At 70.7% G+C, this 13,649-nt stretch carries 12 protein-coding genes; 8 read left to right on the top strand and 4 right to left on the bottom strand.

The genetic code is table 11. The annotated features are described in order from the left end of the window. Positions 1-8: 8 nt before the first annotated feature. From ACN265_RS18050 to ACN265_RS18040, 3 genes are all read left to right on the top strand, one after another. The gene (locus ACN265_RS18050) at positions 9-977 is read left to right on the top strand and encodes a hypothetical protein (RefSeq protein ID WP_421408635.1); all 969 of its coding nucleotides are present in this window, start codon (positions 9-11) and stop codon (positions 975-977) included. 616 nt (positions 978-1,593) lie between these two features. Beyond that, positions 1,594-2,859 carry a S8 family peptidase gene (locus ACN265_RS18045; RefSeq protein WP_421408634.1) on the top strand — a complete coding sequence of 422 codons (1,266 nt, stop codon included), beginning with the start codon at positions 1,594-1,596 and terminating at the stop codon, positions 2,857-2,859. A 727-nt stretch (positions 2,860-3,586) separates the two neighbouring features. Next, positions 3,587-4,798, top strand: coding sequence for a pectate lyase (locus ACN265_RS18040; protein WP_421408633.1), 1,212 nt, complete (start codon positions 3,587-3,589; stop codon positions 4,796-4,798). A 141-nt stretch (positions 4,799-4,939) separates the two neighbouring features. On the opposite strand, the gene xylB is transcribed toward ACN265_RS18040, so the two are convergent. Beyond that, positions 4,940-6,337 (bottom strand): xylulokinase, encoded by a 1,398-nt coding sequence (gene xylB, locus ACN265_RS18035; RefSeq protein WP_421408632.1) that lies wholly within the window; start codon positions 6,335-6,337, stop codon positions 4,940-4,942. 123 nt (positions 6,338-6,460) lie between these two features. Next, positions 6,461-7,441, bottom strand: a complete 981-nt coding sequence (locus ACN265_RS18030) for a helix-turn-helix transcriptional regulator (RefSeq protein ID WP_421408631.1) — start codon at positions 7,439-7,441, stop codon at positions 6,461-6,463. Between ACN265_RS18030 and ACN265_RS18025 the strand changes: the two genes are divergently transcribed. The 4 genes from ACN265_RS18025 to ACN265_RS18010 all read left to right on the top strand — a co-directional run bounded on the left by ACN265_RS18025 (position 7,400) and on the right by ACN265_RS18010 (position 11,388). Further along, on the top strand, positions 7,400-8,443 hold the full coding sequence (locus ACN265_RS18025; protein ID WP_421408630.1) for an alpha/beta fold hydrolase: 1,044 nt from the start codon (positions 7,400-7,402) through the stop codon (positions 8,441-8,443). The genes ACN265_RS18030 and ACN265_RS18025 overlap by 42 nt on opposite strands. A 429-nt stretch (positions 8,444-8,872) precedes the next feature. Continuing rightward, positions 8,873-10,066, top strand: a complete 1,194-nt coding sequence (locus ACN265_RS18020; protein ID WP_421408629.1) for a Cmx/CmrA family chloramphenicol efflux MFS transporter — start codon at positions 8,873-8,875, stop codon at positions 10,064-10,066. A gap of 9 nt (positions 10,067-10,075) precedes the next feature. Then, positions 10,076-10,513 (top strand): hypothetical protein, encoded by a 438-nt coding sequence (locus ACN265_RS18015; protein WP_420118699.1) that lies wholly within the window; start codon positions 10,076-10,078, stop codon positions 10,511-10,513. A 197-nt stretch (positions 10,514-10,710) separates the two neighbouring features. After that, positions 10,711-11,388: an alpha/beta fold hydrolase gene (locus tag ACN265_RS18010; RefSeq protein WP_421408628.1), complete on the top strand. Its 678-nt coding sequence runs from the start codon at positions 10,711-10,713 to the stop codon at positions 11,386-11,388. 49 nt (positions 11,389-11,437) lie between these two features. On the opposite strand, the gene ACN265_RS18005 is transcribed toward ACN265_RS18010, so the two are convergent. Together ACN265_RS18005 and ACN265_RS18000 are read right to left on the bottom strand one after the other, a co-directional pair. After that, on the bottom strand, positions 11,438-11,995 hold the full coding sequence (locus tag ACN265_RS18005; RefSeq protein WP_421408627.1) for a dihydrofolate reductase family protein: 558 nt from the start codon (positions 11,993-11,995) through the stop codon (positions 11,438-11,440). Between the two features lie 56 nt (positions 11,996-12,051). After that, positions 12,052-12,498 carry an AAA family ATPase gene (locus ACN265_RS18000; RefSeq protein WP_421408626.1) on the bottom strand — a complete coding sequence of 149 codons (447 nt, stop codon included), beginning with the start codon at positions 12,496-12,498 and terminating at the stop codon, positions 12,052-12,054. A 162-nt stretch (positions 12,499-12,660) separates the two neighbouring features. Here ACN265_RS18000 and ACN265_RS17995 point away from each other — a divergent pair, with 162 nt between their 5' ends. Continuing rightward, positions 12,661-13,602: an AEC family transporter gene (locus ACN265_RS17995; RefSeq protein ID WP_420118703.1), complete on the top strand. Its 942-nt coding sequence runs from the start codon at positions 12,661-12,663 to the stop codon at positions 13,600-13,602. Positions 13,603-13,649: the final 47 nt, after the last annotated feature.

Genomic DNA, 13,649 nt, shown 5'->3' with positions numbered 1-13,649 from the left:
GAGCTTCAATGGGACGAAGAATCCGCGCGGTTCTCCTCGCGGTGACGGCGCTCAGCATGGTCGTCGCATCGTCCGGGGTCGCGCAGGCCGGCGCGTCTCCGCAGCCGGTGCAGCCGTCGCAGTCGTCACTGCGCGACGCGCGGGCCGCCGCGGCGGCGTCGAACGGACTGGGCCGGGCCGCGAAGGGCGGGATCGGCACCGCCGCGGCGTGGTTCACCGGCACCGTCTCGGCCGGCGGCACCCAGGGCTGGACCTGGACCAACGCTCCCGCCGACGCCGCCTACGTGGTCGGCTACAACCCGGCCGGCGCCACCACCTCGGCCACCTGCCAGTTCGAGACGATCAACAGCCGGTACGTCCAACTGCCCAGTGGGGAGCGGCAGTTCCAGTTCACCCTGAAGAACGTCGGTTCGATCGCCTGTGGTGCGACGGTACAACTGGCGGCGGTGACCAGCACGTCCCTGGTCTCGACCGGCGGCGTCAACCCGGGTGGCACCCAGACGTACCTGTGGAACGTCCCCTGGAACACCATCTGGGTGGCCGGTCTCAACCCGAACGGTGCCACGAGCTCGGCCGCCTGCCAGTTCCAGGTGACACGCATCTGGACCGTGCAGCCGGGCAGTTCGCTCCGCCAGATCTGGGTGGAGGTCAAGAACGTGGGGGCCATCACCTGCCAGGCCGACGTCCGGCTCGGTTCCACCACCATCGGCTCGCAGTTCTCCATGGCGACCGTGAGCCCCGGCGGCACCTGGTCCACGACCTGGAACAACGCGAATCCTGTCACCTCGGCCTACGTGATCGGCCCGTCGCCCCAGGGCAGCGCCCCCACCTACTGCCAGTTCGAGGTCACGCGCGTGGTCTACGTCCAGCGCATCAACAGTGACGGCTCCTCGCAGCGCCAGCTCGCGATGTGGTTCAAGAACCTCAGCACGCTGTCCTGCGGAGGAATCGCCTACCTGCAAACCATCGCGGCCTGATCCCGCACCCGTCCCCGCGGTCATCGCTCGACAACCACCGTTGTCGAGCGGTGGCCGCGCCCCCCCCTTTTCGCCACCGGTCTCCTCCCGGGTTCCGCCGTCCGTGGTCGAACGACCGTCGGAAGGCGGTGCGCCACCCGGGGACCCGCCTGCGATGTCGGGCGGAAGTGCGCCGGGCGTGAGACGAGGTGCTCCGATCCTGGTCGGCGGCGATCCGGACGGAATGCGGAACGGGCCGGTATCTCGTGCCGCTGGGACCGGGGTGTGAATCGTTCGCCACTGCCGCGAGGGTGAAGCGAACGTCCGGCTGTAGGCGGTGCGTACGTCGGTCTCGGTGGCGGCGGCTGTGAGCCCGTCGCCAGCGGTCCGGCAGCGGGCGGGACCCTGGTCGACGTCCAGGATTCCGCCCCCGCCGATCTTGGACGAGTCGCCGGGCTGCCCTTTGATACCTCTGAAGCAGATGTTTTCAGTCATCGTCAGAATCGCCGAGAACGATGCCTTTCCCAATCGACGGATCTCTCTGCGGGATGACGCTCACGGTAGAGTCCGGCACAGTGGTCGGATCGGGCGCTGGCATTCGTGGTGTCGTGTCGTCCGCAGGGAGAGGGAGCTGTCGATGGGATTACCGCGCGGAAGCTCACCAATTTATACTCGTCAACGTCTAATCATTGCAGTCGCACTCGTCCCCGCCATGCTGGCCGGCATCTTCCTCAGTCAGCCAGTGGCCGCGGCGGCCAATCCGGGGACGGCTCAGGGGGTGGCCGGCCACATCTTCGGGGCCGGCAGGGCGACCGCGATACCGGGTGACTACATCGTGGTGCTCAAGGACGGTGCGGTCGACGGCCTGGGGGACGCCCGGAGATCCACGACTGCCGGCCTGGCCCGGTCGCTGGCCGGTCGATTCGGCGCAGCGCCGGACCAGGTGTGGGACGACGCCCTCAACGGCTTCTCGGTACGGACCTCCGAGTCGATCGCCCGGAGACTCGCCGCCGATCCGGCGGTTGCCTACGTGGAGCAGAACCAGACCGTCAAGGTGCCCGAAACGGCAGCGCGGACGACCCTCACGCAACCGAACGCGCCCTGGAACCTGGACCGGATCGATGCTCCGGTCGGACTCGACACCACCTACAACTTCGTCAGCAAGGGCACCGGAGTCCGGGTCTACGTCATCGGCCCCGGCATCCGTACCACCCACCAGGAGTTCGGCGGTCAGGCCTACCACGGTTACGCCGCCAGTTGCTTCAGGTCGCTCGGCACGCACGTCGCCGGCATCATCGGTGGCACGACGTACGGGGTGGCCAAGGACGTCACAATGGTCTCGGTCGGCCTGCCCACGTGCGTCGGCACCCTCAGCGCGCTCATCGGGGCCGTCGACTGGGTGGTCGCCGACAACACCCCCTGGAGCCCACCCGCCGTCGGAGACTTCGTGCTGGCCGGCGGGATGAGCACCGCACTGAACACGGCGGTGGCCAATGCCGTCGTCGACGGCATCGTCATCACGACACCGGCTGGCGACGTCAATCACGACGCCTGCCTCGACTCGCCCGGATCGGTGCCCACCGTGCTCACCGTCGCATCCGTCCAATCCAACGACGCCCGGCCCTCCTACTCCAACTACGGCCCGTGCGTCGACCTCTTCGCACCCGGCGTGAACATCGTGTCGGCCTCATCCGACTCCGACACCGCCGTGGCCGCTGCCGACCTCACCCTCCAGGCCTCGGCGCACGTGGCCGGAATGGCAGCCCGGGTGCTGAGCAAGAATCCGACCTGGACCCCGGCACAGGTACACGCCTTCCTGGTCGACAGCGCGACCACGGGCGTGGTGACCAATCCCGGCAGCGGCTCACCGAACCGCCTGCTCTACGGATCACCAACCCTCTGAACGGCGTCCGACGTCCGGCGGCCCGACCCGGTCGGGCCGCCGGACGCCGCCCGGCCCGCAGATTGCGCCCGGCTGACCCGTCGCCGGGGCCGGCGCTCCCGCCGAAGACGTGCCGTCGAGCAGCGTCATCCGGGCGACCGGTGTGCCCGGCACGCCACGGTCTTGCCGTAGCTGTCCAACAACCTCGCCGGCAATGCGCGCTGCGCTGGCTCCGGTAGCCGGGTGCGATCGGCCCTGTTGCCACCGTCTGGTCGACCTACCCGGTTGTCGAACCGGGCACTGATCCGTGCTCCCGCTGCTGCTCGTCGCAGGTGGTGGAACAGGCCCGAGCGGCGCGGTGGCGGCTTATCGGCGAGGGTGGCTGTTTGCGGTAGCTGACCAGGCGGCTCCGGAAAGTCGCTCTCGTCGGTGAGATCACCGGCCCTCTCCGCCCGGAACGCTGTCGACCTGGTCGTCGTAGGACCCCTGACAGCGAGGCCGTAGCCTCGCCCGAGCCGGTCAGCCTGTCGAGGCAGGTCCGCCCGACCGGCGATTCCGGGGCGCTCGGCAGGTCCACCGGGGGCAGCCGAGCAAACCGACCGGTGTGCTCACCGCTCTGCCGCGCAGCAGCGCCGGCGCATCCGGCAGATGAAGACGATGTGACCCTTGCCTCAGTATCGACCAGTCTCTATTGTTGGCGGAAAGCGCTTTCCCGTCCCAGTGCTCCTGCTCGAAAGGGTGAAATCAGATGAGACGCAAAGTCGCCTCGCGGTGGCTGGCCGGCGGTGCCACCGTGGTCGCAGGTGCCGTCGTCGCCCTGGCGCTGCAGATTCCCAGCGCCTCGGCCGCCACGAACCTGAGCCTCGGCGCGGGCGCCGACGGCTCCAGCAAGGCCAGCGGCACCAGCTACGGCAACGTCGTCGACGGCAACGCCGGAACCTACTGGTCGCCGAGCGGCTCGACCGGCACGATCTCGGTCAAGTGGGGCAGCGCCACCACAGTGTCCTCGGCCGTCATCGTGCAGGCTGCGGGCGGCGGGTCGATCAGTGGCTGGCAGCTCAAGAACAATGACACGAGCGCTGTCCTGGCCAGCGGCAGCAGCGCCCCGAGCACCATCACCTTCTCCTCGACGTCGCTGAAGAAGATCTCCTTCGTCATCACCAGCGCGTCCGGCACCCCGCGGATCGCCGAGTTCGAGACGTACTCCAGTGGCGGGTCGAACCCGACCACCGGTCCGACCTCCGGCCCCACCAGCGGTCCGACGTCCGGCCCGACCAGCAACCCGGGCACGCCGACCGGCGCGTGGCCGTCGTCGGCCGGCTCGGTCAGCATCTCCGGCACGGTCAACGTCTCCGGCACCTTCGACGGCGGCATGAAGACCTACTGCTGCATCGGTGACGGCGGGCAGGGCGAGTCGCAGGACCCGATGTTCAAGATCGCCAACGGGGGCACGCTGCAGAACGTCATCCTCGGTTCGCCCGCCGGTGACGGCGTGCACTGCGAGGGCACCTGCACCCTGCGCAACGTGTGGTGGAACGACATCGGTGAGGACGCCGCCACCTTCAAGCAGACCAACGGCGGCACCTCGTACGTCATCGGTGGCGGCGCGCGCAGCGGCAGCGACAAGACCTTCCAGCACAACGGCAACGGCACGGTCAACATCTCCGGCTTCTACCTGAAGGGGTCCGGCAAGCTGTACCGCGGCTGCGGCAACTGCACCACCTCGTACACCCGGCACGTGCGTATCGACAACGTCCTGGTCGACGAAATCGACATGCTCGCCGGCATCAACAGCAACTGGAACGACACCGCGACGATCACCCGCGTGGTCGTGATCGGCTCGGCCACCATCTGCGGCAAGTACAAGGGTGTGCCCAAGGGCAGCGAACCCAGCTACCTCGGTGAGGGCTGGAACGACGCCAACTGCAAGGTCAACAGGAGTGACGTCATCTTCCGGTAGTCACTCCGGACGCGTCGCGTCCCAGCGGGGCACCCGCCATCGGGCGGGTGCCCCGCTGCGCCGTACCGGGCGGGATGCGACCCCTGCGGCGTCCGCGACCACCCGGCAGGAACGCACGAGGGGACCCGGACGCCGCCGGTGTCACGTCAGCAGCGGTAGCGCCCGCTGGCGGACGTCGACGTAGCGCTCGTACACCTCGGGGGTGCCGGCGGCGGTGACCTCCTCGACCTCCACCGGCCACGGCGGCGGTTCGGGGTCTCCGGACAGCGCCCAGGCCGCCTGCCGCGCCGCGCCGAGCACCACGTACTCGGCGGGGCGCGGCACGCTCACCGGCGCGCCGAACAACGCCGGCGCGACCGCCCGCACCGCCCCCGACCGGGCCGCGCCGCCGATCAGCAGCACCCGGTCGACCGGGACGTCCTGGGCGCGCAGCGCGTGCAGGGCGTCGGCGATGCCGCCGAGCATGCCCTCCACCGCGGCCCGCGCCAGGTTCGCCGCCGACGCGTTCGCCCGGGTCAGGCCGGCGAGCAGACCGCGTGCGTCGGGCAGATCGGGGGTGCGTTCCCCGTCCAGGTACGGCAGCAGCGTCAACCCGTCCGCGCCGGGTCGTGCCGACAGCGCCAGCTCGTCCAGCTCGGCCAGTGACCGGCCGAGCAGGTCGGCGACCGCGACGAGCACCCGGGCCGCGTTGAGCGTGCACACCAGCGGCAGGAACCGGCCGGTCGCGTCGGCGTACCCGGCCACCAGGCCGCTCGCGTCGGCGGTCGGCACGTCACCGAGCCCGTACACGCACCCCGAGGTGCCCAGCGAGACCACCACGTCGCCCGGTCGCAGGCCGACGCCGAGCGCCCCGCCCATCGTGTCACCGGTGCCGGCCGACAGCAGCGCGCCGGAGGCGGTCTCCCCGACCACCTCGGCCGGCCCGGCGACCCGGGGGAGTGCCACGTCCCGACCGAAGGCGAGCCGCACCAGGTCCTCCCGGTACGCGCCGGTGGCCGGTGACCAGTAGCCGGTGCCGGACGCCTCGCCCCGGTCGGTCGTCGGCGCACCGCCGTCCGCGCGCAGCCGGTGGGTGAGCCAGTCGTGCGGCAGCAGCACCGTGCTCGTGCGGTCCGCGAGTTCGGGCTCGGCACGGGAGAACCAGCGCAGCTTGGTGACGGTGAAGCTGGCCACCGGCACCAGCCCGACGGCGTCGGCCCACGCCGTCGGGCCGCCGAACTCGGCGGTCAGGTCGGCGGCGGCGCGCGCCGAGCGGGTGTCGTTCCAGAGGATGGCGGGCCGCAGCACCTCGCCGGCCTCGTCGAGGCAGATCATGCCCTGCTGCTGTCCGGCGACGCCGATCGCGGCCACACCGTCCAGCAGGCCGGCGCTGGCCTGCTCGTACGCGGCCCACCACGCCCGCGGATCGACCTCGGTGCCGTCGGGGTGCGGGGCGCGGCCCGCGCAGAGCACCTCGCCGGTCTCGGCGTCGCAGACCACGACCTTGGTCGACTGGGTCGACGAGTCGACCCCGGCGACGAGAGTCCTCGCGCCACCCATGGCGGTGCCTCCGTAGCTCGGCGGGACCCGACCCTACGTCCTGCACCCGGATTAGTTCAATGGCTTGACAGAATTGCCGTCGCGGTAGCGGCCCCGACCGTGCAGCGCCAGCGCCGACCTCGATCACCGTTCTGCCGTAAGGGTTCCCTGCTGCTGTGGGCCGTATCGTTCGACGAGCACGGTGCCGATCGCGGCCAGGTGGTCCAGCACCCCCGCAGGGCCGGTCACCTCCAGGTAGTCGACCAATCCGGCAAGCTCACCGGCGAGTTTGTGCTCGTCGTTACCGCGGATCACGACCTCGACGCGGCCGTCGATCGTGGCACCTCCCACCTCGAGGCGGGTGCCGAACCCCATCCGGAGCACGCCTATCCCGTGGGGCGCGCACGTCGCGTGCGCCTCGACGGGCATTCGCCTGCGTTCGACCTCGTCGGCGATCTCGCGCCAGCTCCCGGCCAGGTCGAAGTCCTCCGGCCGGTGCACGGGATCGACGGTGGGGTCGACGGACGACACCCGGTCGATCCGGAAGGTCCGCCGGCCGGCCTCGGTGCCGGCGACGAGATACCACGCCGGGCCCTTGGCGACGATGCCCAGCGGGTGGACCGTTCGCCCGGTAGCGGCACCGTCGCGGTCGACGTAGCCGAGCCGGACCTGGACGCCGCGGATCACCGCGTCCTGGAGTTCGTCGAGGAACTGCGGCGGTCGGGGCTCGACCTGGCTCGCCCCCCATCGTCGCGGGTCCGTGACGAGCGCCGTCGCCGCCGCCTCGGCCTGCTCCCGGAACGGCTCCGGCAGGGCACGGACGAGCTTGCGCAACGCCGCTTTCGCGGCGGGCGTGACGGACGAGGCCGGGCCGGCGACCAGGAACAGGGCGCGGGCCTCACCCGCGGTCAACCCGGACAGGTCGGTACGGGCGCCGCCCACGAGACGCCAGCCGCCGCCCCGCCCCTGCACGGAGTACACCGGCACGCCGGCCATGCCCAGGGCGTCGAGGTCGCGGCGGGCGGTGCGTTCGGAGACCTCCAACTCCCGGGCGACCTCCGCCGCGGTCACCCGGGCGCGCTGTTGCAGCAGCAGGAGCAGGGCCATCAACCGGTCGGCTCGCACCCGGACGACACTGCCACGGAAACCGGTCAGGAGGTGACCGGTATCGGTCCGCAGGATGTCCGCATGACAATCGACTTTCCCGAGCCCACCCGTATTCCGGTCAACGGCGTGCACCTCGAAGTCTTCGAAGCCGGCCGGCAGAACGTGGGCGATCCCGTCGTGCTCTGCCACGGCTGGCCGGAGCACGCGTACTCCTGGCGCTACCAGGTGCCGGCCCTCGCTGCGGCGGGCTACCACGTCATCGTCCCGAACCAGCGGGGTTACGGCACCTCGTCCCGGCCCGCCGACGTGACGGAGTACGACATCGCACACCTGTCGGGCGACCTCGTCGCCCTCCTCGACCACTACGGCTACGCCGATGCCACCTTCGTCGGCCACGACTGGGGCGCATTCGTCGTCTGGGGCCTGACCCTGCTGCACCCGGACCGGGTCAACGGCGTGGTGGCGCTGAGCGTGCCCTACCAGGAGCGCGGCGAAACGCCCTGGATCGAGGCCATGGCGGTCGCGCTCGGCGACGACTTCTACTTCGTGCACTTCAACCGGCGGCCGGGCGTCGCGGACGCCGTGTTCGAGCAGGACACGTTCCGGTTCCTGCGGAACCTGTACCGCAGGAACGTGCCCCCCGCAGCGCCTCAGCCGGGCAATGCGCTGATCAACCTCGCCAGGGCGCAAACCCCGCCCGGGGAGCCCGTCATGAGTGACAGCGACCTGGCCATCTTCGTCTCCGCCTTCGAGTCGGCAGGGTTCACGGGCGGGATCAACTGGTACCGGAACCTGGACCGCAACTGGCGTCTGCTGGCCGACGTGGACCCGATCATCCGACAGCCCGCCCTCATGATCTACGGCGACCGCGACCCGGTCGCGAAGGCGGAAAGGCTGACGGAGTTCGTGCCGAACGTGGAGGTGGTCAGTCTGGACTGCGGTCACTGGATCCAGCAGGAGAAGCCGCAGGAAACGACCGAGGCGATTCTGACGTGGCTGGGCCGGCGCGGGACCGCCTAGCACCTCCGCCGGACAGGCGTTTCCCGATCCGGGGATCGCGTGTGCTCGCTGCTGGTCATGTCCCCGGCGCGGTGGGTTGGTGGCGTCGCCACCAACCCACCCGGGTGCTGTCGGCCGAAGCTCTGACCTGTGTCGCCCGGGTCGGCCCCTCCACCACGCCCACCGGGATCGAGATGACCCGCGAGCGTTCTCGTTGTGCGCGCCCACCAGCGACGACGGGCCCGTTTGGTAGCCTCGCGAGGTGAGTTCCCCCCAAGCGGACTGGTCAGGGCTGCCGGCCTCCCGGTAGCCCCAGATGCCCCAGTCCCTGCGCTGACGAGCCGCGCCGACCCGGTCGGCGGCGACGTCGCACGAGTTCCTGCGCATCCGAAGCACCGGCAGTGCCACACGCCTGCCACCCATCACGTCCTTGCTTCGGAAGGTCCGCTCATGCCCGTCCTCCTCTACCTGCTCGCCGTCGCGGTCTTCGCCCAGGGAACCTCGGAGTTCGTCCTCGCCGGCATCCTTCCCGGCATCGCCACCGACCTGGCGGTCCCGCTCGGCCGGGCCGGGCTTCTCACCGCCGGTTTCGCCCTGGGAATGGTCATCGGTGCGCCGACGATGGCCGCCGCTGCCCGCCGGCTCCCACCCCGCTGGACCCTGGCCGGCTTCCTGGCCCTGTTCATCGCCGCGCACGTCATCGGCGCGGTCACCGACAGCTTCGCCGTCCTGGTGGCCTCACGGATCGGGGCCGCGTTGGCCAATGCCGGGTTCCTCGCCGTCGCACTCTCGACCGTGACGCGCATCGTGCCGGCCGAGCGGCACACCCGCGCGCTGGCAGTCATCCTCGGCGGCACCACCCTCGCGCTGATCGCCGGGGTGCCCGCCGGTGCCCTCGTCGGCGACGTGCTGGGCTGGCGCGCCACCCTGTGGGCGATCGCGCTGCTGTGCCTGCCTGCGCTGGTCGCGGTTCTGGCGGCCACGCCGACCCACCCGCGGGAGACCGCGCAGCCGAGCGCCGCGAGCAGCATCGGCCGCGAGCTGGCAAGTCTGCGACTACGTCCGGCGCAGTGCAACATCGTGCTGGCCGTGCTGGTCAACGCCGCGACGTTCGGTACCTTCACCTACCTGGCGGCGATCGCCACCGGACCGGCCGGGCTCACCGAGCGCAGCGTACCGTTGCTGCTCGCCGTCTTCGGAACCGGCGCGTTCCTCGGGGTCACCGTGGCCGGGCGGTTCGGTGACCGGCACTGGCGACCGCTGATCACCGTCACCGGGCCGCTGCTCACGGCGGGCTGGGTGCTGCTGGCGTTCACCGTTGCCAGCCCCGTGGCGTTGTGGTTCCTCGCCCTGACCCAGGGCGCGTTGTCCTTCGCGTTGGGCAGCACGCTCATCGCCCGGATCATCGCCACCGTGCGCGACGCACCCACGATGGGTGGCTCCTTCGCGACCGTCGCGTTGAACATCGGTGCCGTCACCGGACCCGTCGCCGGCGGTTTCGCCATCGAGGCCCTCGGCGCGCCCGGCCCGGTCATCGTCAGCTGCGTGCTGGTGATTCTCGCCGTCGGCGTCTGGTCCACCTGTCGAGCCGCACACCGGCAGGACCGCTCCTTGCGAACAAGCGAGGATCCTGCCGCTCGATAGCATGCGCGCATGTATGCGCTCTACGCCTGGGGAAACTTCATCAGGGAGGTCGGACTCGACCGGCGGCCGACCTGGCTCGACCCGGCGGTGCTCCGCGGCGAACGACAGGTCGTCGACGACGGCCTGATGATCGGCGACACCGACACGCTGCTGGTCGACGGTCCCGGCACTCTCTTCGAGATCGATGACGACGATAAGAACCTCGTGCCCGGTAGTGCGCTCGTCGGCCGGGACCTCAGCGGTGTGCCGTGGCGGGTCTCCCGCATCCGCGCAGCCACCGACGGCACCCGCGAGGACGCCCTGCGCATCGTCGCGGCGGCCGAGGAGGATGGCGACTACTACGAGGAAGACGAGCGGCACGAGTACAACTCGGTCCCGGTCGGCGAGATCGTCACCCTCTGGGAGGACGCTCACGGCCAGTGGACGCTGGCCCTGGTCGAGCTGTGACAACAGGGTGACCCCGCCCGGCTGATGCCGTCTGTCAGCCGGGCGGGGCCACCCTGTCGGGGCCTGCGCAGATAGGAAGGGCCGGGTCGTAGTTGCCTGGATCCGGCGTGAACTGACGACCCCGGCCCGCGGCACCCCTCTGCTCGCCACGAACAGGGCTGATAGCGTCCCCGGACATGGAATCCCGGACGGTTCAGGTGGGAACCGCCACACTGCACGTGGGCGTCACCGGGCAGGGGCCCGACGTCGTCGTCCTGAGCGGCGGCCCGGGATGCGTGCAGTACCTGGAACACGACGAACTTGCGCCACGGGGTCACCGTGCCTGGTACCCCGAGCCGCGCGGCGTCGGCCGCTCGACCGGTGGCCCGCACACCATGGAACAAGCCGTGGCCGACCTCGAAGCCATCCGTGCCGCAGTCGGTGTCGTCACCTGGATCGTCGCCGGTCACTCCTGGGGTGGTGATCTCGCGGTGCGCTACGCCGTCGACCATCCGGAGGCGGTGGCCGCGGTGGTCAGCATCGCCGGTAGGGGACCGCAACGCGACCAGACCTGGTCCGAGGCGTACAAGGCCGGCAGGGCGACACAGCCGGTGGTGGACATCGACCACGTACCCGAGGTCCACGCGGCACTCGGCGACTCGTTCACCGAATGGACCCACCGGGCCGACCTGTGGCGCGGGCTCGCCACCTGCGGCGTACCGATGCACTTCATCGCCGCCGGCGACGACATCCGCCCCTCCTGGCCCCTGGCGCAGCTCGCCGCACTCGTGCCACACGGACGGTTTTCCACCGTTGCGGATGTACCGCACGACTTCTGGTTCACCCACCCCGAGCTGTGGACCTCGACCATCACCGACGCCTGCACCGGTCCGTGATCCGCGCGAGGCGGCCGGACTCCGGGATCTTCACGTCGGACTCCGGTGATCAGTCGGCGCGACGGTAGTGCAGCGCCAGCGCACCGTTGCGGAACGGCTTCGCCGAGACCAGTTCGAGTCGGCGGGTGCTGGGCAGCCCGCCCTGGTACAGGGTCGGGCCGTGACCGGCGATCCGGGGATGGACGACCATCCGGTACTCGTCGATCAGGTCCAGCCGGTCCAGCTCGGTCGCGAGGTTGCCGCTGCCGAGCAGGACCCCGGCCGGGGTCGCGTCCTTGAGCTTCTGCACGCCCTCACGCAGGTCACCGGCGATGTGGTGGCTGTTGCTCCACGGGAAGTCCGTGCGCGTCGTCGACACCACGTACTTGGGTTTGGTCTCCAGCGTGGCCGCCCACTTCTGCATGGCAGGCGACGCCTCATGGTCGCCGCGGGCGACGGCCGGCCAGGCGCTCTCCATCATCTCGTAGGTGACGCGACCCCACAGCATCGCCCCGCTCTCGTCCATGAGCCGGGTGAAGAAGGCGTGCGTGTCGTCGTCGACGGTCCCCTCCCGGTGGTCGACGCAACCGTCCAGGGTGATGTTGAGGCTAAAGGTGAGCAGGCCCATGGCCGGCGAGTCTAGTGCCGGGGAGGCCACGGCCCGAGCGCGACATGCAGTGACGATCAGCGCTCCTTCCCGACCAGCGCTTCGATGGTGTCCGCCAGTTCGGAAACCCTCCGACGTCCGTCGAGTTCGACGGTGGCTCCACGTCTGAGCAGTGGTTCGACGGTCAGGACGTAACGGGCGATCTCCGCCCGTTGTGCGGGAGTCCTTCCGTAGGGGTTCGTCCGGCGGGTGACCCGGTGGAGAAGAACCTCCAACGGTGCGCTGAGCAGGACGACGTGGTGAAAGCGGTGGTAGAAGCGGATCTGGTTCTCCACCGTCCCGGACACGACCAGATCACGGTGCCGGTCGAGCAACCGGTTCATCCCCGGCTCGTCCCAGGTCCCGTCGGGCAGTTCCCAGCCGCCGTAGTCCGTGTCGACGGTGCGGAAACCCCGCCGGCGAAGCTCGTCGAGGACCGTCGTCTTTCCCGCGCCAGACATGCCGGTCACCAGTACCCGCGCCACGTCCGTACGGTAGCGGGAGACGAGACACGGGCCGGCCGGTGGCAGGGCCTCCGGGCGGTCGTCCAGGGGTGACGCGGATCGAGGCGATACTGATGACCTGGCGCATGGGGACACCGGCCATCGGGCGCAGCGATCCCTCGTCCGGCCGTCGGTGACACCCGGATGAGCCTGGTGTCGGCGTTCGTGCCGATCTGGATTCTCACCGTGGTCGGTTACGCGGCGTGTCGGTGGGGTCTGTTGGGCGAGGCCGGGGCGGCGGTACTCGGCCGGTTCGTGTTCCAGCTGGCGATGCCGGCCGCCCTGTTCCTGGCACTGTCCCGGATGCCGTTGTCCGGGTTCGCGAGCCGCCCGCTGCTCGCCTTCGCGGTGAGCACGGCTGCCGTGGTCGGGTTCGGGTGGTTCGGTGTGAGCCGGCTGTTCGGTCGCGAGCCTGGGGAACGACCCCTCTGGGGCATGGCCGCCGGGTACGTCAACTCGGCGAACCTCGGCATCCCCATCGCCACCCAGGTCCTCGGTGACGTGGCGTTCCTGGCGCAGGTGGTGCTGCTGCAGGTGCTGGTGGTGGCACCCGTGATCCTGGTCGCCCTGGACCGGCACGGCGACCCCGCCGGGCGGGTACGGATGCGCCGGATCGCCTCCCTGCCGGTGCGTAACCCGGTGATCCTGGCGTCCCTGCTCGGTGTCGCCTGCTCGGCTGCCGGCCTGCGGCTGCCGGCGACGGCCGACGCGACGCTCACCCTGCTGTCGGGTGCCGCGGCTCCGGCCGCTCTGGTCGCGCTCGGCGCGTCGTTGCACCGCGGTACGCCGTCGCGGGACGATCGGGCCGCGCCGGCTGAACGGGCCGGACGGGGCGAGCTGGCCGTGGTCACGGCGCTGAAGCTCGTCGGGCAGCCGGTCGTCGCGTACGTCGCGGGACTGGCCCTGCACCTACCCGCCCCGCAGTTGCTCGCCGTGGTGGTGTGCGCGGGCCTGCCCACAGCGCAGAACACGTTCATCTTCGGCCAGGAGTACGGCGTCGGCGAGGCGGTGACCAGCCGGGCGGTGGTCCTGACCACGACGCTGTCGCTGGTCACCCTGGCAGCGGCGGCGGGCGCGCTCGGATAGATCCACCTGCGGAGACACCCGCAACCCATGGTGGGTCACCCCGACCG

Origin of the sequence: Micromonospora sp. WMMD730 (assembly GCF_049178955.1) — a bacterium.
GTDB classification, from domain to species: Bacteria; Actinomycetota; Actinomycetes; order Mycobacteriales; family Micromonosporaceae; genus Micromonospora; species Micromonospora wenchangensis.
Note: the sequence above shows the minus strand (reverse complement) of the source record. Positions and strands in the feature narration are given on the sequence as shown.